Raw genomic sequence first — 25,302 nt, 5'->3', positions numbered from 1 at the left:
AAGGTACGTACAAGCACCGGCGGACCATACATGTGATGATGCCGCGCCGCCACATGGGTGGCGGCGCGGCATCATCACAGTACTATTGCGTGAGAGTCTTGAACAGGCTTATGCACGAACGGAGAATCAGGCGTTCTTCTTGTCGTCGGTTTTCGCCTGGGCATCACTCTTGGCACTGCCGTGCTGGCCCTTCTTGCCCTTGCCGTCCGCGTCATCACCGTAGTAGTAATAGCCGCTCTTCTGCGGCTTCTCGGCCTCGACGTAGTTCATCGCCACACCGGCGGCCTTGATGTTCAGCGTCTCGAGCTCCTGCTCGGTCTGCTTCAGCTGCTTCTTCTCGGTCACGCCGACACCGGCCACCAGCAGCAGTTCCGGACCATCCTTCGCAAAGACGGCAGCATCGTTGGCCACCTGCATGGGGGCGGTATCGATGATCACGTAATCGTACGCACCAGCCACCTGCACGATCAACGCCTTCATTGCACGGGAGTTGAGCAGAATGCTCGGATTCAGGTTCTGCTTGCCGGCGGGAAGAACATGGAAGTTCGGCTTCCAGTAGCGCTGAATCGCATCCTGGGAGGACACGCGGTTCGTGATCAGATGAGTCAGACCGACCGTACCCTCGATGTCGAGCTTCCTGCTCACCGAGGGGTTGCGCACATCGGCGTCGATCAGCAGCACCTTACTGCCGTTCTCGGCGAATGCGGTCGCCAGATTCACGCTCGTCGTGGTCTTGCCTTCGGCAGGACCGGCCGACGTCACGACGATCACGTTCGAGAACTTCTCGTCAGGCAGCACAAACGCGACGTTCGTGCGCAGACGACGAACCTCCTCGGCCTCGCGGGAGGCCGGGTGAGCAATGATCACCGGAGCCTTGTCATCGTACGCATCATTACGGCTCAGACCACCGAGCACCGGCGCATCCACGATGGCGGTCACATCGGAATCCTGACGCACACGGGTGTCCATCAGGTCCTTGATCAGCGCGGCGACAATACCCAGAATGATGCCGCCAAGCACGCCGACCGCCAGATACAGCTTGATGTTCGGCGAGCTCGGAGAAGCAGGCGCGTACGCCTGCTGGACGACGGTCAGGTTCACCGGGGAGACGATCTTATCGCCCTCGTCGCTGTACAGCGTGGAGGTCACCTGTTCCTTGAGGCTCTTGGCCACAGCGTTAGCGATGTTCGAGGCGTCCTTCGGATTATTGTTCTGCACAGAGATGTCCACGAGCATCGTGTCGGTCGGGTTGGATGCGGTCACGGTCTTGGCCAGATCCGTCACCGTGGTGTTGAGCCCCAGATCGTCGATCACCGGCTGGAGCACGGACTCGGTCTTGACCAGCTGCGGGTAGGTCTGGATCTGGCTCGTCAGATAGTTCGCACCTGAATTGAGCTCGCTGCCTGCACTGTTGTTGCTGCTCGCCGACGTACGATACGTGGCCAGCAGCTCCGAGGTAGCCGTGTACTGCGGGGTGCGGGTGAACGTATAACCCGCCACGGCCGCGACCACGATCACCAACGTCACGATGGCGGTGATCAGGTGCTTCCTGACCGCCATCAACAGATCCATTACGGTCAGGCCGTCCTGCTGACCCTCTTCCGGCTCATTCACTACCCTGCTCCGTTCTTTCCTTTACTCTTCCGATACTGTTTCACTATAAGGACTAGGGGGGTCACCCTCAGTCGACCAAGGGGGTCTGTCTCAAAACCAACGCATTCGAGCCGGCCTTCGGGCTCGCCAGTACGTGCACCGTGGCCTCGAAGCTCTCCCCCGGCTGCAATGTGATCGTCTTGGCTCCCAACGTCAGCGTGTCATGCGTGGCGATCTGGTCGAACTGCGGATCCCAATCCACCAGACGGCCCTCATCGGGCGCGTAGATGTACATCACCGTGTCGATCTCGCCGTGACGGGGCTGATGGTTCGCATCATACCCGCGCAGCAGATCGGGTGCGGCGTTGATCTGTGCCGCATCGGCGGTGTTAGTGAGTTTGATGTGGATCGTGTATTGCTTGGCGCCGTTGGGATACGTCTTGTCGTAGGTACTGATCACCTCGCGCTTGAGATACCAGTCCATCTTGCCCATCGTGCCGTCGTTGAAGTAGACGCCGACCACCGGTTTGGCCGGGTTCGAGGCGAGCGCACCGGAGATCGCCGTATCCTGGATCTTCTCCTGTTCCTCCTCATGCGCACTCCATATATATACGTGCCCGTCGGTGACGGCCTGACGCATCGTGGCGACGAGATCCCTGTTATGCCCGTTGAGATTGTGCAGCACATGGTCGAAGACCTGTCCTGCAGCCATTGTGAAGAACGCGTCCTGCTCGGCCTGCGAGGACTTGGTGATGTACGTCTGGTTGAGAATCACCTGTGCGGCGTTATCGCCGTTCAACGCAGTGCCGTCCGTGAGCGTGACCGGACCGGCGATTGTGAGCAGACGTTGCAGCAACACCGGGTCGACGCTGATGACGCCGTCAACGTTGCCGCGTCCTGCCCTCTGCCAGATGGCGGTGGCGAGCGCTGCAGAACGAGGGAAGTCAGGTGTGAAGTTGATGTCCGGATAGTCGGTGGCCATCTTCGTGGAGAACAGGTTGCGTTCATCCGGAGTGAGGACGCTCTGTGCCTCGCTTTCTGAGTACAGACCAGCACGCGGCGGCGTATCGAAGGTACCCATGCTGAGCTTGCCTCGGTCGATGGTGAGGGTGCTCCATGAGGTCGGGATGCCTCCGGTGGCACGCAGTTCGGCGTTGTTCTGCGCGAGTACGAGGTAGGTTCGCGGTGTGGCGTCCGCCTGGCCCGTCTGGTCGAGATCAAACATGGCGGGCATGATGTCGGCCATGCGGGTGACCATGTCGGTGAGGTCCGCGAGCTCCTTGAACTTGGCCTTGCCGGTGTTCAGAGCTTCGGTCAGTTGCGGGATATGCGTACCGGAGATGTTGTTGAGTCGGACGTTCGCGTCGGAGATCACCTGATTGGCAGCGTCGAGATTCTGTACGACGGTGTTCATGTCGCCCAGCTGGATCGCGCCGTCCTTGATACCGATCTTGTCGAAGTCAAGTGCGGCCGCGGAATTGGCCAGCTTCGGCAGCGCATTGATCGACACGTCCTTGAGGATGGAGACGACGTCGCGTGCGGCCTTGACGTCCGAACCGTAATACGGTGTGAACTCGGCCAGACGCCATACCGGCTGTCTGGTCTGCGCGTAGGCGGCGTCGATGTGTGCGGCGAAGGCATTGATGGAGGTCTTCGCCTTCGCGGTGTCCCCGCTGCTGACCTGCTCCTGGATACCGCTTGCGGATTGGACGGCCGCTTCGATCTCGCCCTTCGCCTTGATGGCCGAAGTGGCGAACCATGCGGCCATGCCGGCGAGCGCGATCAGGACCACTACCACGACGATGAGGATGATGCGGATCCGCTTCCTGCGCTTGATGCGTTTGATGTGCTCGCGGCTCATGCGGCGGCGGTGCTTGTGCCGTTCCACTTCCTGCCGTTCCTGTTCGATGATCTTCTGATCCACATGAGGCATGTAGATCTTGGGCGAGGCCTCAAGTTCGGGCTCAGGTTCAGGCTCGGAGGCGTGACTCGTTATGTTCTCCGGTGGCTTCGGAGGTTCCGGCGGATGAGGGGGGTTCAACGGAGAGCGGGAGTCGTCCTTCCCCACCTCTGCGCCCTCGTTGCCCCCATGGTTGTGTTGCGCGTTCATCGAGGATGAATTCTACCGCCATGGGGGTATTTATCAGGGGGTTTTCTCAAGTACGCTCAGTAGGCGCCCTTGTGGCTCAGGACGGCGCTGACTGTGCGGAACATCAGGTTGATGTCACCGGAGATCGACCAGTCCTGCACGTACGAGACATCGAGCGACTCGCTCTGCTCCGCGGACAGATCGGATCTGCCGGACACCTGCCACGGGCCGGTGATGCCCGGCTTGACCAGCATGCGCGTCGCGTATACGCGGTTGTAGCGCGCGTACTCCTCCGGCAGCGGCGGACGCGGACCCACCACGGACATATCGCCCATCCACACGTTGAGGAACTGCGGCAGCTCGTCGATCGAGAACCTGCGGATAAAGTGGCCGACCTTCGTGATGCGCGGATCGTCCTTCATCTTGAAGATGAAGCGGTCCTTCTGGCCGGTCTCGGCGGCCAGCTTGGCCTTGAGCGCGTCCGCGTTGACCACCATCGAACGGAACTTGATCATACGGAACGGTTTGCCGCGCAGACCGATGCGCTTCTGCGTGTAGAACACCGGGCCGCCATCGGTGAGCTTGATCGCGATCGCGACCGGCAGCGTGATGATCAGGGACAGCACGATCGCCAGGGACGAGACCACCAGATCGAACAGTCGCTTGACGATGCGGGTCTTCATCGAATACTGGGGCAGACGGTACGTGACGATCGTCGTGCCCTGGATCGAACGGATCTGCGTCTCGTGGCCGGCGATATCCGCCGCGGACGAGATCAGGGCGATCTCCAGACCCAGGGACTCCATGCGTACGGAGAAGATGTTGAAGTTGTCGGAGAAGCGGCGGAACACATCTGTGACCATCACGGTCTGGATCTGCTCGCGGACGAACATCTCGGCGAGACCGTGTTCGCTGTACTCGATGACCTTGAGCTCCGGCCACTTGTCGAGAATCAACTCCCGCAGGGTCTTCGTGTCATTATCGGCCTCGATCAGGCCGGTCTCCTCGTTGAGCCGAACCGGGCACAGGGCAACGGTACGGTAGTTGAGCTGCTGGCGGCGATCGAGGAATCGCAGGGTCTTCGCCATGCCCTTCGGCGAGCCGACGAGAACGGTGGCGTACGAGTAGGCGCCCTGACGGCGAGTCCGCGTGATGTACAGACGGGTGACGATTCGCTCGACCAGAGTCAGGGCGAAGCCGGCGAGCACGATCAGCGTGAGATTGACCAGCGTGATACGCAGATCGAGGAGGAACACCAGCGCGCATAGTGACAGACCACACTGCACCGCGCTGAAGAACAGCTTCATGTTGAGTCGATAGCCATCGCCCATCACGTGACGGTGGTACACGCCCAGACGGTACAGGCACCACACCCACAGGCATGAAGTGAGAATGAGGAATACGGAATCACTCACCCACAGGTGGAAACGCACCGACCAGAACGGACCCGTCTCGCCGCGCAGATTCGACACCGTGGCGCCGCCGATCAGGAACATGGCCGCGTCGCAGCACGCCAGGGCGATGTTCACGAAGAAGCGCCAGTACAGTACGTGAGAGAGCTGGCTCTGTCGCATGTCGTTCAGCTTGCGCCTCGTCTCCTCCGTTGAATCGTTCGCCTGCGATTCGTCCACCTTTGGATTCTGGCTCTTCGGCATCTTCGGCGTTCCGGGCGCATCGGGCGCTCCGGAATTGTCGATTATACCGGTGGTGCCCGTCTTTTGGCCAATCTGCACATTGCGATCAGCCTTGTTAACGTTACTGCCGACGGTCTGAGGTGCGACCTCCGATGTGGCCGACGACGAGGCCAATGCCGAGATTGATGCCGGGACCGATGCTGCGTCCACGGGCGAATCTCCCTCTCCTTGTGCTACGGAGTACGAGTCATTGCTGTACGTCAACTTCTCCTTGCACCTCTACTTCACATTCTCTACTCACTCATTCGCCTGGAGACGGCTATCGCCACGCCAGGCATCTGCCGACCCGACCGGTTCTCCATCAACCATCTTCCATCAACCCAGCAGGCATGAGACAACTAGACGGGGGCATCTCCTCTCCGCAGTTTATTCACAAGGGGGGATGTCAAGAGGGCGAGTGTTTCACTGTGCAGTCATAAGGGTCGTCATATGGCAGTCACGGGCCAGTCATTATGGGCCAGTAACAGCCAGTAAGGTCCATCCCCCGTTCTGCGTACGCCGGGCGGCGGTCAGCGTACGGGGAAGGGGAGTATACGACTGGAATCACCCGGTTTCGTACGCTCACTCGCGGTCAGCGTACGTAATCGGGTGATCCCACGCCGATAGCCCCACGGACCGTACGCCACGAACGGCTCAGCGTACGGACATGCGGGGTCGGACCGGCATGACCACGGACACCGTACGCACACCCGGATCGCTCCTCTTATCCAAGGCATCCGGAGCCATCAGGCCACTTCTCTTTTGCCCGCCATTTGCATTTCCGGCGATTTCGCGGGCGATCCTGCTTGCACGGCTGCTTGCACGGCACATACGGCACATACAGGAAACACTCAAAAACGGCTTGATTCCAACGAAAACGCTGATGTCACCCTTCTCATATTTCTTTTGCTTCCAAAAGCAGAAGAGCACCCATATACTGTCACCGGCCCTGTCACCGGCCCTCAATACACGGGGCTCAGCGGAGCTCAACCCGACACCTCCGACAAATCACGTCATCAGGCAGCTACCCATAAAATATGAATACACATATACCCAAAATTTAGGATATATATGCCCATAAATTCCCATTCGTCTTCTTTTTCGATAGAATATACTTGGTTTTAAGGTATATAACCCATAAAGGATGGCATCTCCAATGGAACTGCAGCAGATAGTGCAACACGTGACGCCGACGTACGTATGACCGCCACGGAACTCTACGATATCGAGACGTTCAAGGAAGGCCGAAGAGACGACATCAGCACAAGTCCCGCAGCGGCACTCGACGCACTCGACGCAAGGAAAATCGGCCGTTTCATCCTTAACGCGACCAAAGAGCGCCCCCTGCTGTCGCGTCGCACGGATGACGAGATCCTGTCGTTGACGGGCATCATTCGCGATGATCGCCCCACACTAGCCGGAATGCTCACGCTCGGCGACTACCCACAGCGGGCATACCCCAATCTGTGCATCACCGCCATCGCAGTCAACGGCACCTCCATCAGCCCCGACGACACAGGGGAACGGTTTCTGGACAGCAAACGATACGAGGGAACCATCGAAGACATGCTGGAGGGCGCGCAGAGCTTTGTAGCCCACAACAGCAGAACCAAAGTGGTCATCAAAGACGGAGAGCGCATCGACGTTCCGGAATATCCGGAAACCGCAATACGTGAGATAATCCTCAATGCGCTGATGCACCGCGATTACGGCCCCTACTGCAACGGCACACCCGTCAGACTCACCTTGTTCTCCGACAGGCTGGAATGCTGGAATCCCGGCGGCGTCTACGGCGGACAGAACATCGACGACATCGGATACGCCAACATGCCTACGCGGAATCCGACGTTGGTGTCCCTCCTCGAGATACAGAAGATCGCCGAGAACCGCCACTCCGGCATTCCCGTCATCCGGGAGGAGACGGCATCCAGAGGACTGCGGCAACCGGAGTTTCAGGACAGAAACGGATCGTTCCTCGTACGGTTCTTCAATGAGAACGCCGCTCCGTCAGCCGACGGCCGAACGACCGCGACAGCGAGCCCGGTCGGAGTCTTCGCAAGGCAATCCGCCCCTCAATCGGCTCGTCGAACGGACGACGACCATCACGGGAACGTCAGGAACAACCCCGAGACCATGCGCCGCATGATCCTGCGTTATTGCCATGAACCACGTTCCGCGAAGGACATCGCCGAACATTTCGGCTACAACATGACCTATATGCGCAAAACGTTCATCCGGCCCATGGTCGCGGAAGGAGCACTGGCCAGGACGATGCCCGACAAGCCACGAAGCAAGTACCAGCGGTATCTGGCGACTGATCAGCACACGGCCTTATGACCCAGCGACTCAGTGATCAGTACGCGCCCTTGTGGCTCAGGACCGCACCGACGGTGCGGAACAGGAGCATATGATCACGTTCGGCATGGCCACGGACACCGGAAACGACGAATCGCTCCGGTCTCAGCATCATTACCGACGGCTCTTCCCGCGCCACTCGTTTTATTTTTTCATAAGTTTTCATAATGTTTTATAATGTTTACGAAAGTTTGTGATCACAGGAAGGCACATGGAATGACCGACACCAGAAGCAACCCCTTCAAACCAAGTGCCGGGTTCACTCCCCCACTGCTGATCGGCAGAAACGAGGTCATAGATGATTTCGTTGAGGGACTGGACGACGGCCCCGGCGCCCCTTCCCGCCTCATGCGCATCACGGGAGCCAGAGGCGTCGGCAAAACCGTGCTGCTCTCCGAATTCTCCCGCATCGCACAGGGACGAGGTTGGGACGTCATCAGAGAATCCGCGTCAAAAGGCTTGGCAGCACGACTTGTGACGCATCTACGTACAGAGAAGGAATCATTCGGATTCAGAGTAAGCCCCAGCATCAGCATCGCAAACATCGCCGGTGGCAGTTTGGGGGAATTTCACTACGAGTCACCGCAACAGATGCCGTTGACATTGTCCGACGCATTGCACGGCAGACTGACCGAACTCGAGAAGAGAAAAACGGGGCTGCTCATCACGATCGATGAGGCACAGGCCACCAGCAGAGACGATATGATCGCCATCGCCACGGCCGCCCAGGACATGAACACGGAAAACAAGAACTTCGCCTTCGTGTTCGCCGGTCTGCCATCCATGTCATCAAAATGGCTCAACGACGAGGCGACCACGTTCATGCGACGTGCGGAACCACATATGCTGGCTGACGTACCCCTGGATGACGTGGCAGAGGCGTTCGAGGACACCTTCGCCGAATCGGGCATGACCATATCCGGCGAGGCATTGCGTACGGCGGCAGAAGCCACTTACGGATACCCATTCATGGTCCAACTGGTGGGATACCACATCTGGCGGCTTGTCAAACGCCGACACCCACTGAATCCCGCCGTCTCCATGGAGGACGCCCGTGAAGGCATCGCCAAAGCACTCGTTCGGCTTGGCGACACCGTGCACGGGCCTGAACTCGATAGTCTCTCGCGGGTCGACAAAACCTATCTGCTTGCCATGGCACAGGACGACGGCCCATCATCCACATCCACGATCGCCAGCCGCATGGGCAAGGACGTCAGCTATGCCAGCACCTACCGGGCACGATTGCTCGACGCACAGGTCATCGAAGAGAAAGGATACGGACTCGTCGACTTCGCGATCCCCTATCTGCGAGAATATCTACGCGAACATGCGGCGTATATTCGCATGAGCATCGAACAGTGTTAGCGACTTACCCGCCTATATGGGAACATGGAATGAAACCGCCGAATATTGCCAAGGGTCATGACCGACAATCGTTGGCGCCGCTTTATGTCGGACATAATTCGGCGAAGACGTCCCCGGATAAGATTTGACCCTGCATTACACCGATATCCGCGATCATTCGTTATACTGATATGGAAATACCTTTGGAAATTCCACTGGAATACCACTGAATACTGAATCAAGGAGTTCAATATGGCATTCGCCCTTCAGGGATTCAAGGAAGTCGAATTCGTCAAGCCGGTCGGCAGGATCGTGATGACGTTCACCGGCAACACCATCCGCTTCAACAAGGCCACCGCGCAGGCCCTCGGATACCCGGCGTACGTGCGCCTGCTGGTCAACGAAAGCACCAAGCAGATCGCCGTCGCGGTCACCACCTCCAAGGCGCTCAACGCGGTGAAGTTCAGCAAGCCGGAAGGCAAGCAGACCCTGTCCGTGAGCATCCGCGAAAAGAACGCCGTCGAGGCGATCGGCAAGTTCTTCACGCTCACCGAAGCCCCGGAGGGCGAGGTCGCCTACGCGTCCGTGGATGGCGAATACTTCCCGCACGAGAAGGCCGTCATCTTCAACGCCGAGGACGCCACCATCGGCACGATGAAGCGCCGCGGTCGCAAGAAGGCCTCGGAGTCCGCTGAAGGCGTCGAGTCCGAGAACACCGAAAACGCCGAGTGACGAATGAGACGAATAATCGGGGTGATCACCACCCCGTGATCACCCCGATTATTCTCTGCAATCACACTGAATGTCATTGCCCTGAAGACTGGGGACACCGCCATATCGCGCATCGATTCGCTTGAATTTCCATGCACGCCGACTCATATCAAGCACACATGCGGAGCCCCCAATCTTCAGGGCAATATGTTTTCCAATCCGTCTTCTTATGCTTGGATTGTATACTATATAGTATACAATCCAAGCATGGTTAGACAGTCGATCATTCAACGCCTCACCCCGCTGATGGCAACCCAATGGGGTCTGGTTACCACTGCGCAGGCGCAACGGCTGGGCGTCGCACGGTCCCTCATGTCTCGACTGGAATCGACCGGCAAACTGGAGAGGATATGCAAGGGCGTGTACCGTAACACCTCCGCCCCATCCGAACAGTTTGAATCACTGCATGCCGCATGGCTATCCCTGCACCCTGAGAGAACCGCGGAGGAACGGCTGCAGATCTCCCCTCCCGATGCCGTAGTATGCTCGCATACCGCAGCATGGATTCTACAAGCTGGCGATTTCGTCCCGGAACCCTACTGCTTCAGCACCCCTTCAAGGAAGCAAACACAACGGACAGACATTACGATTCGGCAAAAAAGCTATCCGACCGAGTCACTGATCGTGCGAGAGGGTCTACCGATCACCACATTTGAACAGACCGTCGCCGACCTTGTCGCGGAGAATATGGATCTTTCGCTGGTATCAGACATGTTCCTGAACTGCAGCGTCGAAACATACGACAATCTCAACCGCCCATACCTTGAAAAACTGCTTGCCCCTTATGCGAAACGCAATGGTTTCGCTGCCGGAGATGGAGCCGGACTGTTCCACGAGCTTACCGCTCCCGTCGACGAACGCATCCAACAAAGCATCCAATCGGCCCACAAGCTGGTCTCACAGAGCATTTCCCCACAGATCAAAGAACTGCAACAGGCTCTGAACCAGATTGCATCGCCACAGCAATACCGCGATTCACTGCTTCCGATAATCGATACCCTCGTCAGAACACAGAACGCAGCATTCACACAAGCAACGCGACAGATATTAGAGGCAGTTCGTCCACGTATAACCCAATCACACCGACTACCCGATAAGTGGACGAGAATCCACGAGAATCAAGGATCTTGTGGATTTGATTATCATCGCCAACACACAGGATTGCAATGCGACTGAGCTATCGGAGGCCATACACAGCGAATGCCGCAGACGGCATCTCCCGTTCCCGCTCGTCTTCCACGTTCCCGGAAGCTGGAAGACCTCGCAATTCAGAAAGACAGCAGCAGGCACCCCAGCCCGGTCATACGACCTTGAGGAGGCAGAAGATCTCGTTATTCGATTCCTGAACGCGCCGATTTCGGATGGTGCACGATCCGCACACTGGAACCACGCCGATCTCAAATGGGAAACACCTGACGTGTGATTCGACACGCAAAGGCTCATGGCAGTGAACAGCTGAGCATATAAGACATACCTTTTACACCAAAGTTTGTACGGCTGTTCTCAACTACATCCCGTCTGGCGGGATAGCGGAATCATCCGCAACGCGAATTGTGGATAAGTGGATATTCATAGGGGTTTCGTCCACATAGGTCGTTTGGACTTTCGCACGTACACGATCGCTCTGTACGGTGCCGTCATGACTACCATGACTACTTACGGCGCAATCACCCCGACCAACGACGGCATATCCTCTGCCGACGGCTTCGGCATCGATGCCGAATGGGACGACGTTCCTCCCACGAACACGCCTTCACCATCGTCTTCGCCGCCACGTACGACTTACTCCAGCCCAAGCAAGACAAGGGCATACGGATCGAACGCGTTCCAATCGCCGAACGGCACCGACGCCGCGCAACCGACCCTGCATGAATCGCTCGCCGACCGCAGACGAGACACCGTCCAACGATGTACGGACGCGGCGAAATCCGCCGGCAAACGACTCCTCTTCGGCATGACCACGTCGCTCGCGCTTCAATCCGTGCCGATACCCGACGACTGCGATCTCGATCTTGACGTCACTCAACTGCACACGGTCTCCAGCAGCGACGACCGACGCAAGCGGCTGGCGGACCCGTCGATCACAGCGCACGTCTGGCAGCCACTCACGCAGCATCCTGACGCCAACGTGCGCATCAACCAACATGTCTACGCGCTGGATCTGTTCCACACTTGGGCGCAACTCGCACACCATCTGACGGTGGAATCGCTGATCGTGCTCGCAGACGCGATCATCACCGCGATCACGCGCCAGCCGAAGCTCGCGCAGGGACGTGACGCGGAGACGATCCGTCGCGCGCTTATGGGTTTCGCGGATACCCTGCCGCGATTCAGAGGCAAGCGGGATTGCCAGACGGCAGCGCTGCTCATCAGAGCGGGCGCGGATTCGCCCACCGAAACCCGCGAACGACTGTCGCTGCTGAAGCACGGGTTGCCGGAGATGGTGCTCAATCATGTCGTTTCTGGAATAACCTTCCGCTCAGGATCGGCCATGACATTGGATATGGCGTGGCCGGAGCATCGGGTGGCGGTCGAATACGATGGCGACCATCATCGCACGAATAAGGCGCAATGGCGAAGGGATCAGGAGAAGCGCGATCGGCTGCGCAGTCGAGGATGGCTGATCTTCATCGCGACCGGTGCGACAATTGCGGATGCCGGCGCGCGAGCGGAATTCGCGTTTCATGTGGCGAGAGCACTGATGTCTCGTGGGGCGGAATTCTCCTTCCGCGTGTTGGAGGCGCCCATTGAATCGGTGGCCAGGGAGGCACGGAAAAGAGAAGCGGCAGTGAGTGCTTTGGCGGTTTGAGGGTTTCTGGTATCCTGCGCCGGTAATTCAGTGATGAATTGAGTACCCCTCGGACTGTCCCCTCGGACTACCCCCTCAGACCCGATTCAGAGGCCGACCTGAAATCAAGGACACGCTACACGCACGACATACCAGCTCGCTTGTCAGCTCGCTTGCCAGCTCGCGCATCGTCTACAAACAGCCCCGCTGTGTGTTTGCCGCACAGTGTTTGCCGCACGGCACCGTCCTGACCAAGGGAGCCGAGAATGAGATAAACGAATTCCTGACGCGAAATACTCGTAGTTTCGAGTCAGGGAGAATCACCATGGGCAACCCGCAAGCAACCCGCACGCAACCCGCAAGGAGGAATCTGCCACTCAACGCAAAAATGCAGCGAAATACCGTTGAGTGGCACTGTCTAGTTCGAGCGGATAGTTGACGTATGTCTCGGGGGATGGTTGACGGGGTGTCCTGGGGCATGGCTGACAGGTGTCTCGGGGCATGGTTGACACCTGCCGCGTGTTGGATGGTGTATGGATACACAGCCACAGCAGCAGACACCAGTACATTCCAATGATGATGGCCCCGCGGCGCGTAGCGAGTTCCTGCGCAACAAGGCCATCGTCAACGCGATCCTCGCGGGCATGCCGGTCGCCGAGGCCGCCCGCCGCCACGGCGTCACCAGGCAGTGGGCGCACGAGCTGAAGCGCAGGTGCGAGCGGGAGGGCGAGGCGGGGCTCCTGCCCCGTTCCAGACGCGCGCACCGGATCGCCAACAGGACCGGGGAGGGGATCAGGGAGCGGATCGTGGCGCTCCGGCGCGAGTTGGACGCCGCCGGTCTGGACGCGGGGCCGGAGTCCATCGCCGCCAGGCTCGAGCGCGAGGGCGTCAGGCCTCCGGCGAACTCCACGATCCACCGGATCCTCAGGGATGCGGGTCTGGTGCGTCCCGAGCCGAGGAAGCGGCCCAGGTCCTCGTACGCGAGGTTCGAGGCCGCGCTGCCCAACGAGACGTGGCAGTCGGACTTCACCCACTGGCCGCTCGCGGACGGCACGGACGCGCTCGTCGTCTCCTGGCTCGACGACCACTCGAGGTTCCTCCTGTACTCGCGCGCGCACGCGACGGTCACCACGAGGACCATCGAGGAGTCGTTCCGCCAGGCGTGCGCCGAATACGGGATCCCCGCGTCCACGCTCACCGACAACGGCACCGTGTACACGACCCGCCTGCGCTCCGCCGAGCCCGGCTCGTTCGAACGGCTGCTCGCGCTGATGGGCGTGCGCCAGAAGAACGGCAGCCCCTACCATCCCCAGACCCAGGGCAAGATCGAACGCTGGCACCGCACCCTCAAGCAATGGCTCGCCGCCCGTCCCCTCGCGCGCGGTCTCGACGAGCTCAACCGGCAGCTGGACGAGTTCCGCCACGAGTACAACGAGGAACGCCCCCACCGCGCCCTGGACCGGCACACCCCCAGGGAGGCGTGGGAGGCCAAGGGCAAGGCCGGCCCCGACCCCGAGATCGCCGCCCGAGAACAGGCCAGACGCGACGAGGAGGAACGGCTCCGGGCGGAGCGCGAACGGCCGGCGGCCGTCGATGTGACCGTCCCGGCCGTCCGCCGCAGGGCCGACGGGCGCGGCTGCGTCGCGCTGGGCGTCGCCGGCCGCCGCCGCATCGTCAACATCGGCAAGGAGAACGCGGGCAGGGTCGTGGAACTGGAGGTGGTCCACGGCGTGATCACGGCCATCGACACGGACACCGGCGAGATTCTCGTCGACCAGGTGCTCGACGTCACCCGGGACTACCAGCGCCGCCAGCCGCTGCCGGACGTCAACCATGCCCCAGAACATGCGTAAGCCATCCCCCGAGACACCCGTCAACCATGCCCCGAGACAATACAACCGTTGAGTGGCACGAATCACTGCCACTCAACGCAAACTTGATGGTTTTCGACGTTGAGTGGCAGTCCGATCGCGACTGCAGTGCGATTACGGTTATCACACGCACTGCAAAATGGCTTAATTCCAACGATTCTTCAATTCGAGTCCTCGTGGGAAATCATGAATTCGACGATGCCGCTGCCATTCAACGCAAAAACACAGCGAAATACCGTTGAGTGGCACGAATCACTGCCACTCAACGCGAACTTGATGGTTTTCGACGTCGAGTGACAGCTTCACCATGAATCACACCACGAATCACTGCCACTCAACGCGAACTTGATGCTTTTCGACATCGAGTGGCAGTGAGCGGCAGGCACATCACGAATCACTGCCACTCAACGCAAAATTAGCGGATAATCGCGTTGAATGGAAGGAGAAAGAGAAGGAGAAAGGAGAAGCAGAAAGGAGAAGCAGAAAGGAACCGAAGCCATGGAGAACGCTGCGTCACTCGTCGGCGAACGCTCCTACAAGCCCAGGAGGGTGAGGGTGGAAGCAAGAGCGAGAGCGAGGGAAAGCAGGCAAGAACGAGGAAAGGAGAAAAGGAGAGCGAGAGCGAGAAAAGGAGGAAAGGAGGGCAAGAGCAAAGAAAAGCGGGCGAGAGCGAGGGAAGGAGAAAGGAGGGCGAGATCGAGAAAAAGGAGGAAAGGAGAGCAAGAGCGAGGAAAAGCGGGCGAGAGCGAGGGAAGGAGAGCAAGAGCAATGAAGATGAGCAGCATCCTCAAACACCTCAATCCACATACCCCAGGTCAAAGAGGAAGAGGATCAAAGAGGAAGAGGGCCAAAGAGGATGAGGGCCAAAGAGGAAGAAGGCGAGATCAATGAGGATGGGCGGCATCGTATCCTCAAACACCTCAGGCCGCCTACGCCAGACCGAAGAGAGTGAGTCCGCCTACGCCAGACCGAAGAGGGTGAGGGCGATGAGGAGGACGTTCAGGGCCACGATCAGGGCGGCTACGGCGATGAAGATCACGTGCTTGGCCATGCCGTCGGCGTACTCCCCCATCAGCTTGCGGTCGTGGGTGTAGCGCAGCAGCGGGATGATCGCGAACGGGATGCCGACCGAGAGGATCACCTGGCCGATGACCAGCGCCTCGGTGGGGTTCGGCGCGAACCACAGCACGATCAGACCCGGCACGAGCGTGACCACGCGGCACGCCCACATCGGCGCCTTGATGCGCAGCAGTCCGTGCATGATCTCGGAGCCCGCGTAGGTGCCGACCGACGTGGAGCTCAGCGAGGAGGCCAGCAGGCCGATCGAGAAGATCGTGCCGATGACCGGTCCCAGCACGGAGACGATCGCGTGCTGCGCGCCCTCGATCGAATCGGTGCCCTTCATGCCGTATAGCGAGTTCGCGGCGAGGACCAGCAGGCACAGGTTGACCGAGCCGGCCAGCAGCAGCGCCCACACCACGTCGATCTTCGAGCCGTGGAGCAGTTCGCGCGTGGTCGGACGCTTCTCGCCGCCCACGTAATGGTCGTTGACGAGCGTGGAGTGCAGGTAGATCGCGTGCGGCATGACGGTCGCGCCGAGCATGGAGGTGGCCATGAGCACCGAGTCGCGTCCGGTGAAGTGCGGGATCAGGCCGCCGGCCACGGCCACGGGGTCAGGCGGGGCGATGAAGAGCCCGGCGATGAAGCCGAACGTGATGACCAGCAATAGGGCGATCACCATCTTCTCGAACAGTCGATGCGTCTTGCCGCCCTCGAACAGGAGCAGCACGGTGGAGACCGCGCCGATGATCACGCCGCCGACGAACAGCGGCAGACCGAATAGCAGGTTCAGGGCGATCGCGCCGCCGATCAGCTCGGCCAGATCGGTCGCGATGGCGATGACCTCGGCCTGCATGAAGAACATGAATCGCCCGGCGTCGCGCATGCGCTCGCCGAGCAGCTCCGGCAGCGATTTGCCGGTGACGATGCCGAGTTTCGCGGATTGGTATTGGATGAGCACGCTCATCGCGTTGGCGACGACGAGCACCCACACCAGCAGGTAGCCGTATCGCGCGCCGGAGGTGATGTTCGCGGCCACGTTGCCCGGGTCCACGTACGCGACGGCCGCCACGAACGCGGGGCCGAGAATGCCGGCGAGCGCGTGGCCGTGGTGGACCTTGCCCGACTGGTGGCGCGCCGCCTGACGCTCCTTCTCGATCTCTGGTTCGGGCCGCTGGTATCCGTCGGCGCCGACGAGGTTGCCGTGTGCGAAGTCGCCGTTGCGGCGCATGGCGGCGGTGATTTTGGCTCGTTTGGCGTCGCCGTGGATGCGCCCGTAGCCGCTGCCGTGGGCGTGTCCGCTTTTGGCGATGGTCGGGTAGCTGGTGGTGTTCGCCCCTTCGACGACGCGATCGCTGTTCCTGGGTGACTTGGGCTCGTTTCCGGTGCCGTTGCTTCCGCTGTTTCCGTTGTCGTTATCGATGTTCACGCTCATATTTTCCTTTTCCATCCCCTCGCGTGTCCTGCATGTCTGCGCTTGTCCGGCGCATGTCCATGCCATGGTCATCGATTTCCACGCAAAGGTATAGCGCGACCGTGTTACTTGCGCCAGTCGCGTGCGTGATGTCTCATCGTCTCGTTCTCGCCTCGACCTCCCCTCAGGCCCGCTTCGTCGATGGGATCTTTCCCGGTCGGTCTCTCCCCCAGTCAGTTTCGCTGACAGCCCGTCCTGCAATTGAGGACGTGCTACGCACGCGTCATGCTGGCTCGCCTGTCAGCTCGCACGTTGCCTACAAACGGCTCCGCCGTTTGCTTCACGACAACGTCCCGTCAGAGGGGGCCAAGGTCTGCCGGACCGCATAATCGATGCCTAGGCCTACGGGATCTGCTGGGCGGGGCAGGTGTGGAGGACGGCGAGCATCGCGTCCTTTTCCGCGGTGGTGACGGTCAGGCCGTAGGTCGATTTGACGCCGATCTGCCGGGCGATGTACTCGCATCGGTAGGCGCCGTTCGTCGGCAGCCAGTAGGCGGCGGACGCGGATCCCTTCTCCTGGTTGGCGGGGCCGTCGACGGCGAGCAGGTTGTACGGGTCGTTGCCGAATCGCCGGCGTTTGGCGGAGTCCCAGTTGCGCGCGCCCGAGGCCCACGCGTTTTCGAGGGCGACGACGTGGTCGATCTGCACGGCGGCGGAGGTGTCCACGCCGCGGGTGAATCGTATGGTGCGCCCGGTGTAGGGATCGTCGAGCACGCCGGATGTGACCTGGCATGCGCCGGTGCCGGTCGCGGCCTTGTATCGCACGTCTTTGAGGTCGCGGGCGAGGATGTCCTCGCGGATGTCGCAGCCGTTGCCGTCGTCGTCGGTTTCACGGTATCCGAACGCGTCGCGGTCGTAGCCGGACGTGCTCTGCGCGTCGTCGACCGTGAGTTTCGCGAGCGCGTCGGCGGCGGGCCCGGATGCGGCGGTGAGTCCCGAGACCTTGCCGATCTCGGGGCTCAGGTTGGGCAGGAGCGATCCCGCGCCGATGCCGCCCAGCGCGACGACGACCATGATGATGAGCAGTCGCTCGAGCGGGGTCGCCCCGGTGAGGATCCGGCGGCGGAATCGCGCGGGAGCGGCGCCTGTGCCTCTCCCGGGCCGGCGACCGCGGCCATCACGCATACGTGAAGGTGAGGGGATCGTGGCCGGCGCGGGTCGGGCCGTCGAGCTCGTCGATCGCGGCGTGTTCGGCCGGGTCGAGCACGAATCCGAACAGGTCGAGGTTCTCGCGCTGACGGTCGGTGTGCACCGACTTGGGGATGATGATCGTGCCGTTCTCGATGTGCCAGCGCAGGATCACCTGCGCCGGGGTGACGCCGTGCGCCTCGGCGATGCGCGCGATCGTGCCGTCGCCGGCGTTGAGGTCGGCGCCGCGGGCCATCGGCGAGTAGGCTTCGACGGCGATGCCGTGCGACTTGCAGAACGCGACGACCTCGCGCTGCTGCCACGTGGGGTGCAGTTCGATCTGGTCGACGGCCGGCCATTCGCCGGTTTCCTCGTGCAGTCGCTCCAAGTGCTCGGGCAGGAAGTTGCACACGCCGAGGGTCCTGACGCGGCCTTCCTCGCGCAGTTTGACGAACGCCTTCCAGGTCTCGCCGCTGCGCCAGTCGAACGGGGTGGGCCAGTGGATCATGTACATGTCGACGTAGTCGACCTGCAGCTTGGCGATGGAGTCGTCGAACGCCCTGAGGGCGGAATCGTAGCCCTGCTGGGAATCGCGCAGCTTGGTGGTGAGCCACAGGGACTTGCGGGCCTCGCCGGTGTTGAAACCGGTTTCGGCGAGCGCACGTCCCACGCCGGCCTCGTTGTTGTAGCCGGCCGCGCCGTCGATATGGCGGTATCCGGCCTCGAGCGCGCTTTCGACGACCGGGGTGACGCCCTCGTCGTCGATTCGCAGGACGCCGAGGCCGATCTGCGGGATGAGATGGCCGTCGTTGAGGGTGATCACGGGCACATGGAATGTGGGCTTGTTCGTCATGGCTGCTCCTTCGTTGCTGCTACGCACTCACTGTACACGTTGGTGCATGCCGGATCGATGTTGTCAAGGCTGAAGCCTTGCAGAACCGACCGAGCAACCAATCACAGCCTCCGTCTCTCCCCCAGTCAGCTTCGCTGACAGCCCCCTCGTCAGAGGGGGCCGGGTAATACGAAACCCGATCGCGAGCGGGCCGAGATGGGTTGAGAAGGCGGAGACCGTCTAGCGGGTGGAGGCGCGGGGGATGACGTGCGACTTGGCCATAAGGAGTTCGGGGGTGGAGATGTCGCCGCGGATTCGGCCCAGAATGCGTTCGACGGCGGTGGGCGCGGTCCATTCGAGTCGCGAGGCCATGGTCGTCAGAGGGATCTGCAGGTAGGGGGCCTCCTCGATGTTGTCGAAGCCGATCACCTGCACCTGGCCGGGCACGTCGTAGCCGGCGGTGCGAAGCGCGGTCATCGCGCCGATGGCGAGCTGGTCGTTGAGCGCGACGACCCCGTCGAACGGCACGCCGTTGTCGATGAGTCGCTGGGTGACGCGGGCGCCGGCGCCGATCGTCCAGTCCTGATCGGTCGTGCCGATCAGTCGCGGGTCGAGCGCGAGCCCGCGGCAGCGAGTCTCCTCGATGACGCCGCGCGTACGCAGCTGGGCGTTGCCTTCGATCGCCTCCAGCAGCGCGGCCTCGTCGTACGAGCCGCGCGCGCCCACGACGGCGAGGTGGCGCGAACCGTGGTCGTAGAGGTAGCCGGCGGCGGTGGCCGCGGCGGCGACATCGTCGGGTGTGACGTGGTCGGCCCTGCCCCACGTCGTACGTGCACCGACCACGACGAGCGGGAAGTCGACCTCGAGATCCTCGGGGGTGATGTCCTCAACCTCGCTCATCGACAGGATCATGCCGTCGGAGACGGTGGAGTTGAAGCGGCGCAGCAGGTCGCGCGCGCCCTTGGCCGAACCTTCCGCGTAGGTGGTGACATAGACGGAGTAGTCCTGCAGCCGTGCGGCGTCGATGGTGCGATTGGCGAGTTCGGCGAGGTAGGGCGGGGTGAGCGTGGGCACGGCGAGCGTGATGAACCCGGTGTGGTCGCGGCTCAGGTTGCGCGCGGCCACGTTGACGCGGTAGCCGAGGTCCTTGATGACCCGTTCGACCTTGGAACGTGTGGCATCGCTCATACGCCCGGAATGGTTGATGACGTTGGACGCGGTCTTGAGCGAGACGCCGGCCGCCTCGGCCACATCGCGCAGTGTGACGCGGCGGGGGCGGGCGGGCCTAGGCGGCGTGTTGCTGGCGGGCGTGGAGGGGACGAACTTAGCCGAGCCGGACACGGATGAGCCAGGCACGGATGAGTCAGGTATAGACGAGCCGGACGCAGATGAGCCGGATGTGGACGAGCGTTGCACGGAGAAACCGGGCGCAACCGGATCGGATGATGCCTGCGACTTCACCTCGTTCATGGAACCCACCATCCTTACGCTATCCGTGGTACCCGTATATATATGCCCGCACATACCCGACATGTCCAAACGCGATCGGCGAACCACCGACGCGGGAGGACACCGGCCCGGGTTTCGACCTCATTATCCTACCCGCAGGAACGGTCCTCGTCCTTCTCCATCAGACCGACGTCTTGCGCCCGTGCGAATCTCGGTCGCCTCGAAACACTGATTCGGGTCAGATGCATCGGCATCATCGGAGGCATCGGGAAACGGCTATCTGCGTTGTGAGGGGTGCTCCGGACCATTGCGAACATCCAACTGCGTTGTGAGGGGTGTGAAAACATGGATACCCCACGTATATGGCCCTCATGGTGAACCTGTCATGCCGGTTTTAGATGGTCAGATACTTCGACATACACCCCTCATAACGCAGTTGGATGTTCGCAGGATCTCGGAGCACCCCTCACAACGCAGATAGCGGCTTCGACGCGGTCACAACACGGTCTTCGTAACGAGGATCGCGTTGCGGCCGAGCGTGTAGGACACGGTATCCGCCGATTTCGGCCGGGGCTCGAGCGCTCCCGCACCGGCGGCCGCGCCCGCCACCGCCTGCGCCGATACCGTCCGCGCAACGGATGCGGCATCCGGCACCTTCGGGGTCGGGCCCTCCGCTGCCTCGCATCGATGGGCGATGACCAGCTCTCCCCCGATCCCCGAGACCTCCACCGCTTCCTTGGCCCGATTCATGTAGAAATCGAACCGGGTTCGGCCGTCCTCGGATTCGCGGATCGTGTGGATGATCCGCGTGTCGGCCCCGCTCACGACCCCGGCGGCCAATCCGGCCAAGGCGATGAGCCGCGCCAGATCGTGGCGGTCCAGATCGCAGCCGACGTAGACGCCCTCGCCGGCCCCGTAAGGGTGACGGGTGACGGCGGGCGTGCCGTCGAGCTCCCATTCGGCTGCGGCCGTGCCGGCGTAGGTGGCGAGCACGGTCGTGTCCTCGGCGGTGGAGGTCACGTCGTTCTGCCACAGTCGCGTGGTCATGCCGTTCGACAGGGTGATCGCGGCGGACTCGCCCTCGGACGTCCCGTCACCGGAGCCATCGTCGGGCCCGAGGATGTTGAACTCCTCGGAGCGGATGCCGAGCAGCTCGCGCAGCAGGCCGTCGCCCGCGCCCGGGTAGCCGCCGAGCCCCGCGTGGAAGCGTTCGTCGATCAGCCCGGTCGCGTATCCGACGACGACCCGCCCACCGCCGGCCGCGAAATCGGCGATGCGGCGCACGTCCACGTCGGACAGGGCGATGAGCGTCGGCAGCACGATCGTGCGGTATCCGCTCCAGTCGTAGGCGAGCGGGATCACGTCCGCGCGCGACCCCGCGTCGAGGAACGCGCGGTACCAGTCGCGCACGTCATGCCAGTGGTTGAGCCTCATGCTCGGCAGCGTCTCGGAGCGCGTGGCCCATTCGCTGGTCGCATCGAACAGGATCGCCGTGTCCACGCGACGCAGGCGCGTGCCCTGCACGCCGGCGTCGGAGAGCGCCTCCAGGGCCTCCCCCAACTCGACGACGCCCCGGTACAGCTTCGAATCCTCGCCCGCGTGCGGGAGCATAGCGGAGTGGAACGCCTCCGCGCCGCTCGTGGACTGACGCCACTGGAAGAAGTTGATCGCGTCCGCGCCCAGCGCCACATGCGCGAGGGAATCGCGCATGAGTTCCCCGTGGCGCTTGCGCGCGTTCCACGGCTTCCATTGCACGGCGGACGGGGAGTGCTCCATCACGTACCACGGGTCGCCGTGGGCCAGGGAGGACATGAGCGCGTCCGAGCAGGAGAGCTCGTCCAGGTGGGATTCACCTTCGTGGAAGTAGTGGTCGTTCGACACGAAGTCGACTTCGGGCGACCATTGCGCGTAGTCCATGCAGCACTGGTCGGTGGAGACCATGAAGTTCGTCGTGCACGGCTTGTCCGGACAGACGGCCGTGATCGCGTCTCGCTCGGCCTTGTAGAAGTCGAGGAGCATGTCGTTGCCGAACCGCTCGAAGTCGAGCTGCTGGGCCGGGTTGACCATCGCGTCGCCGCCCATATGGCGCGGCAGCAGCACCTCGTCGAAGCCGTTGACGTGCTGCGACCAGAACGCCGTGCCCCACGCCTCGTTGAGCGCGTCGATGGTGCCGTAGCGCCGCTCGCACCAGCGGCGGAACTCGCGCAGCGCGTCGTCGGAGTAGTCGTAGCGGTTGTTCCAGCCATATTCGTTGCCGACGTGCCATGCGGTCACGTACGGGTTGTCCCGGTAGTGTTCGGCGAGTTTGCGGCACAGGCGCAGCGCATAGTCCATGAACACCGGGCTCGTGGGACGCCACGATTGACGGCTGCCCGGGTTGACGGTATGCCCGTATCGGTCAACCGGCAGTACCTCGGGGTGCGATTCGTACAGCCACAGGGGCGCGGAGGCGGTCGCCGATGCGAGATCCACCGCGATGCCCGCCGCGCCGAGCTGGTCGATGACCGAGTCGAGCCAGTCGAAGGTGAACGCGTCTTCGGTCGGTTCGATCCGATCCCAGCTGAAGATGGCGAGGGCGACGGTGTTGACATGCGCCCGCTTCATGAGGCGGATGTCGTCGGCCACCACGTCGTCCGGCCACTGGTCGGGATTGTAGTCGCCGCCGAACGCGATGCCGCGACCCGATTCGGTCAGCAGTGCCGGCCACTTGAACGGCCGACGCGATGTCGTTTCCATGATTCTTGATTACTCCTTGACGGCGCCGGCGGCGAGGCCGGACTGCCAGTACTTCTGCAATGCGAGGAACGCGATGACCAGCGGGATGATCGTGATCAGCGAACCCGTGATCACCAGGTTCTGGATCGCCTGACCACCGGCGGTCGAGGCCTGGTCCTTCCACTGGTTCAGACCGATCGTCAACGGATACCAGTCAGCATCCTTCAACATGATCAACGGCAGGAAGTAGTTGTTCCACGTCGCCACGATCGTGAACAGGGCCGTCGTCACGATACCCGGAGCCAACAGGGGCAGACTGATCTGCCAGAACGTACGGAACTCACTCGCGCCATCCACACGCGCCGCCTCCAGCAATTCGGTCGGCACCGCCTGATCCGAGAAGATCCACATCAGATACAGACCGAACGGGCTGATCAGGCTCGGGATGATCATGGCCCACGGCGTGTTCGTCAGTCCGAGCTTGGCGAACAGGAGGAACTGCGGGACCGCCAGCGCGATGCCCGGCACGGAGATACTGCCGATGATCACCGCGAACACGGCCTTCCTGCCCGGGAAGCGGAACTTGGCGAGGGCGTAGCCGCCCATGATCGCCAGCAGGGTCGCGCCACCCGCGCCCACCACCACGTACAGGAGCGTGTTGATCAGCCAGCGGCCGAAGATGCCGTCCTGGTAGGTGAACACCGTCACGATGTTGTCCCACAGGGCGAACGTATGACCGAACCCAAGACCGAACGTGCTCGTGAAATCAGCCTGCGTCTTCGTGGCGTTGATCAGCAGGTACACGAACGGGAACAGGCAGTAGATCGCGAAGATCGCACACACCACCGTCATCCACACGCTACGCCGCGGATTGTTCACGTTGGCGAAACCGGCCTTCGCGCTGCGCTTCCTTTCGGCGGCCTCGTCACGCGCGACGCGCTTCTGACGCTCACGCTCGGCCCTCTTCGCCTCGCGCTCCTGGGCGCGCAACTCCGCATCCGTCAAACGGGACACACCCGCATTTGCTGCACTCATTTCCTGATCTCCTTACCCATCGACGATGACATCTTCGGCATTCGCAGTGACGCCCGATAGTCGGGGGCGTCCACGACGGCGCGCGTACTCGTCACGCGCGGCGACTCACCGCGCAACACATGCGTCACCCGCGTCACTTCATCTGCTCCTTCATGCTGTTGAGCTGCACCGCATACGCGATCGCCATCGTGATCACCGCCATCACGATCGCCAACGCCGCCGCATAATTCGACTGGTTACCGCTGAAGCTCAGGTTGTACGCGTACATGTTCGGCGTGTAGTACGTCGTGATCGCGTTGCCCGGCACCATGTTCTGCAGAATGCTCGGCTCGTTGAATAGCTGGAACGAACCGATGATGCTGAAGATCACCGTGATCGCCAGCGAACCACGAAGCTCAGGCAGCTTGATCGACTTGACGATCTGCCACTCGCTCGCGCCATCGATCGACGCTGCCTCATACAGGCTGTGCGGGATCGTCGACAGCGAGCTGTAGAAGATCAGCATGTTATAGCCCGTGAACTCCCACGTGTTGATGTTGCCGATCGAGGCCAGCAGGACGTTCGGGGCGAACAAGTCGATGTTCGTACCGAAGAAATCATTGAACGAACCCACCAGACCGTACTTCGCGCCATACACGAAACCCCAGATCAACGTGGACACCACGGCCGGCACCGCATACGGCAGGAACGTCGAGATACGGAAGAACTTCGTACCGTGCAGCTTCATCGAATCGATCGCCAACGCGATCGCCGCGGCCAGAAACAGCATGATCGGCACCTGCACGACGGTGAACAGGGCCACGCGCCCCACCGAGCTCCAGAACTGGCCGTCCTGGAACAGTCGCGCGTAGTTCTCCACACCGACGAACTTGGTGCCGCCGATCATCTGCTTCTTGAAGAAACTGATGTAGATCGCGTACACGATCGGGATGATGAACACGAACACGAACACCACCGCAAACGGCGCCATGAACTTCCAACCACGCCAATCCGGCTTATGCCGGTTGACTCGGGCGGCGGCCGAATGACCGTCGACTGTGACGGGAATTGCTTTTCCGGACATAATGAATCACTTTCTTAACAACACATGACAGACACAGACATGACAAGAGCGGGGATACTGCGG

18 protein-coding genes are annotated in these 25,302 nt (G+C 61.4%); 7 read left to right on the top strand and 11 right to left on the bottom strand.

The window, feature by feature from the left end:
* Positions 1-126 precede the first annotated feature (126 nt).
* The 3 genes from BW11_RS09645 to BW11_RS09635 all read right to left on the bottom strand — a co-directional run bounded on the left by BW11_RS09645 (position 127) and on the right by BW11_RS09635 (position 5,337).
* Entirely contained in the window at positions 127-1,572 is a 1,446-nt protein-coding gene (locus BW11_RS09645) for a polysaccharide biosynthesis tyrosine autokinase (RefSeq protein ID WP_375137661.1), read from the bottom strand.
* 109 nt (positions 1,573-1,681) lie between these two features.
* Positions 1,682-3,517 carry a DUF4012 domain-containing protein gene (locus BW11_RS09640; RefSeq protein WP_375137658.1) on the bottom strand — a complete coding sequence of 612 codons (1,836 nt, stop codon included), beginning with the start codon at positions 3,515-3,517 and terminating at the stop codon, positions 1,682-1,684.
* A gap of 242 nt (positions 3,518-3,759) precedes the next feature.
* Positions 3,760-5,337 (bottom strand): sugar transferase, encoded by a 1,578-nt coding sequence (locus BW11_RS09635; RefSeq protein ID WP_140445414.1) that lies wholly within the window; start codon positions 5,335-5,337, stop codon positions 3,760-3,762.
* Positions 5,338-6,555: 1,218 nt separating this feature from the next.
* Here BW11_RS09635 and BW11_RS09630 point away from each other — a divergent pair.
* On the top strand, positions 6,556-7,692 hold the full coding sequence (locus BW11_RS09630; protein WP_258184631.1) for an ATP-binding protein: 1,137 nt from the start codon (positions 6,556-6,558) through the stop codon (positions 7,690-7,692).
* A 16-nt stretch (positions 7,693-7,708) separates the two neighbouring features.
* Here the strand turns inward: BW11_RS09630 and BW11_RS11610 are convergent, their stop codons facing one another.
* Positions 7,709-7,876 carry a hypothetical protein gene (locus BW11_RS11610; protein ID WP_181162569.1) on the bottom strand — a complete coding sequence of 56 codons (168 nt, stop codon included), beginning with the start codon at positions 7,874-7,876 and terminating at the stop codon, positions 7,709-7,711.
* Between the two features lie 50 nt (positions 7,877-7,926).
* Here BW11_RS11610 and BW11_RS09625 point away from each other — a divergent pair, with 50 nt between their 5' ends.
* From BW11_RS09625 to BW11_RS09600, 6 genes are all read left to right on the top strand, one after another.
* Entirely contained in the window at positions 7,927-9,075 is a 1,149-nt protein-coding gene (locus BW11_RS09625) for an ATP-binding protein (protein WP_140445401.1), read from the top strand.
* A gap of 231 nt (positions 9,076-9,306) precedes the next feature.
* The gene (locus BW11_RS09620) at positions 9,307-9,786 is read left to right on the top strand and encodes a hypothetical protein (protein ID WP_140445402.1); all 480 of its coding nucleotides are present in this window, start codon (positions 9,307-9,309) and stop codon (positions 9,784-9,786) included.
* Positions 9,787-10,032: 246 nt separating this feature from the next.
* Positions 10,033-11,001 carry a type IV toxin-antitoxin system AbiEi family antitoxin domain-containing protein gene (locus BW11_RS09615; protein ID WP_181162570.1) on the top strand — a complete coding sequence of 323 codons (969 nt, stop codon included), beginning with the start codon at positions 10,033-10,035 and terminating at the stop codon, positions 10,999-11,001.
* Positions 11,002-11,464: 463 nt separating this feature from the next.
* The gene (locus tag BW11_RS09610; RefSeq protein ID WP_258184633.1) at positions 11,465-12,634 is read left to right on the top strand and encodes an endonuclease domain-containing protein; all 1,170 of its coding nucleotides are present in this window, start codon (positions 11,465-11,467) and stop codon (positions 12,632-12,634) included.
* Positions 12,635-13,146: 512 nt separating this feature from the next.
* Positions 13,147-14,466, top strand: a complete 1,320-nt coding sequence (locus tag BW11_RS09605; RefSeq protein ID WP_140445404.1) for an IS481 family transposase — start codon at positions 13,147-13,149, stop codon at positions 14,464-14,466.
* A gap of 453 nt (positions 14,467-14,919) precedes the next feature.
* Positions 14,920-15,375, top strand: coding sequence for a hypothetical protein (locus BW11_RS09600; protein WP_140445405.1), 456 nt, complete (start codon positions 14,920-14,922; stop codon positions 15,373-15,375).
* A gap of 67 nt (positions 15,376-15,442) precedes the next feature.
* On the opposite strand, the gene BW11_RS09595 is transcribed toward BW11_RS09600, so the two are convergent.
* The 7 genes from BW11_RS09595 to BW11_RS09565 all read right to left on the bottom strand — a co-directional run bounded on the left by BW11_RS09595 (position 15,443) and on the right by BW11_RS09565 (position 25,239).
* On the bottom strand, positions 15,443-16,774 hold the full coding sequence (locus BW11_RS09595) for an Nramp family divalent metal transporter (RefSeq protein ID WP_140445417.1): 1,332 nt from the start codon (positions 16,772-16,774) through the stop codon (positions 15,443-15,445).
* A 585-nt stretch (positions 16,775-17,359) separates the two neighbouring features.
* Positions 17,360-18,142 (bottom strand): HNH endonuclease family protein, encoded by a 783-nt coding sequence (locus BW11_RS09590; protein ID WP_140445406.1) that lies wholly within the window; start codon positions 18,140-18,142, stop codon positions 17,360-17,362.
* The gene (locus BW11_RS09585) at positions 18,135-18,998 is read right to left on the bottom strand and encodes an aldo/keto reductase (protein WP_140445407.1); all 864 of its coding nucleotides are present in this window, start codon (positions 18,996-18,998) and stop codon (positions 18,135-18,137) included. Before BW11_RS09585 ends, BW11_RS09590 begins: the two co-directional genes overlap by 8 nt.
* A 219-nt stretch (positions 18,999-19,217) precedes the next feature.
* Complete coding sequence (locus tag BW11_RS09580) at positions 19,218-20,237, bottom strand: LacI family DNA-binding transcriptional regulator (protein ID WP_258184636.1); 1,020 nt, start codon at positions 20,235-20,237, stop codon at positions 19,218-19,220.
* A 684-nt stretch (positions 20,238-20,921) separates the two neighbouring features.
* Positions 20,922-23,162 (bottom strand): beta-galactosidase, encoded by a 2,241-nt coding sequence (locus tag BW11_RS09575; RefSeq protein ID WP_140445408.1) that lies wholly within the window; start codon positions 23,160-23,162, stop codon positions 20,922-20,924.
* Positions 23,163-23,171: 9 nt separating this feature from the next.
* Complete coding sequence (locus BW11_RS09570) at positions 23,172-24,176, bottom strand: carbohydrate ABC transporter permease (RefSeq protein ID WP_140445409.1); 1,005 nt, start codon at positions 24,174-24,176, stop codon at positions 23,172-23,174.
* 133 nt (positions 24,177-24,309) lie between these two features.
* A complete protein-coding gene (locus BW11_RS09565) occupies positions 24,310-25,239 on the bottom strand; it encodes a carbohydrate ABC transporter permease (RefSeq protein ID WP_140445410.1) in 930 nt (309 codons plus the stop codon).
* Positions 25,240-25,302: the final 63 nt, after the last annotated feature.

The organism is Bifidobacterium sp. UTCIF-38, assembly GCF_006454495.1.
Lineage (GTDB): Bacteria > Actinomycetota > Actinomycetes > Actinomycetales > Bifidobacteriaceae > Bifidobacterium > Bifidobacterium callitrichos.
This window is presented reverse-complemented; position numbering and strand designations above follow the sequence as displayed.

What these genes read in the sequence shown, in the direction of transcription:
- BW11_RS09645 (WP_375137661.1), bottom strand. Translation starts at nt 1,572, where the DNA reads ATGGATCTGTTGATGGCGGTCAGGAAGCACCTGATCACCGCCATCGTG.
- BW11_RS09635 (WP_140445414.1), bottom strand. Translation starts at nt 5,337, where the DNA reads ATGCCGAAGAGCCAGAATCCAAAGGTGGACGAATCGCAGGCGAACGAT.
- BW11_RS09630 (WP_258184631.1), top strand. Translation starts at nt 6,556, where the DNA reads ATGACCGCCACGGAACTCTACGATATCGAGACGTTCAAGGAAGGCCGA.
- BW11_RS11610 (WP_181162569.1), bottom strand. Translation starts at nt 7,876, where the DNA reads ATGAAAACTTATGAAAAAATAAAACGAGTGGCGCGGGAAGAGCCGTCG.
- BW11_RS09625 (WP_140445401.1), top strand. Translation starts at nt 7,927, where the DNA reads ATGACCGACACCAGAAGCAACCCCTTCAAACCAAGTGCCGGGTTCACT.
- BW11_RS09620 (WP_140445402.1), top strand. Translation starts at nt 9,307, where the DNA reads ATGGCATTCGCCCTTCAGGGATTCAAGGAAGTCGAATTCGTCAAGCCG.
- BW11_RS09615 (WP_181162570.1), top strand. Translation starts at nt 10,033, where the DNA reads ATGGTTAGACAGTCGATCATTCAACGCCTCACCCCGCTGATGGCAACC.
- BW11_RS09610 (WP_258184633.1), top strand. Translation starts at nt 11,465, where the DNA reads ATGACTACCATGACTACTTACGGCGCAATCACCCCGACCAACGACGGC.
- BW11_RS09605 (WP_140445404.1), top strand. Translation starts at nt 13,147, where the DNA reads ATGGATACACAGCCACAGCAGCAGACACCAGTACATTCCAATGATGAT.
- BW11_RS09600 (WP_140445405.1), top strand. Translation starts at nt 14,920, where the DNA reads ATGGAAGGAGAAAGAGAAGGAGAAAGGAGAAGCAGAAAGGAGAAGCAG.
- BW11_RS09595 (WP_140445417.1), bottom strand. Translation starts at nt 16,774, where the DNA reads ATGCGCCGCAACGGCGACTTCGCACACGGCAACCTCGTCGGCGCCGAC.
- BW11_RS09590 (WP_140445406.1), bottom strand. Translation starts at nt 18,142, where the DNA reads ATGCGTGATGGCCGCGGTCGCCGGCCCGGGAGAGGCACAGGCGCCGCT.
- BW11_RS09585 (WP_140445407.1), bottom strand. Translation starts at nt 18,998, where the DNA reads ATGACGAACAAGCCCACATTCCATGTGCCCGTGATCACCCTCAACGAC.
- BW11_RS09575 (WP_140445408.1), bottom strand. Translation starts at nt 23,162, where the DNA reads ATGGAAACGACATCGCGTCGGCCGTTCAAGTGGCCGGCACTGCTGACC.
- BW11_RS09570 (WP_140445409.1), bottom strand. Translation starts at nt 24,176, where the DNA reads ATGAGTGCAGCAAATGCGGGTGTGTCCCGTTTGACGGATGCGGAGTTG.
- BW11_RS09565 (WP_140445410.1), bottom strand. Translation starts at nt 25,239, where the DNA reads ATGTCCGGAAAAGCAATTCCCGTCACAGTCGACGGTCATTCGGCCGCC.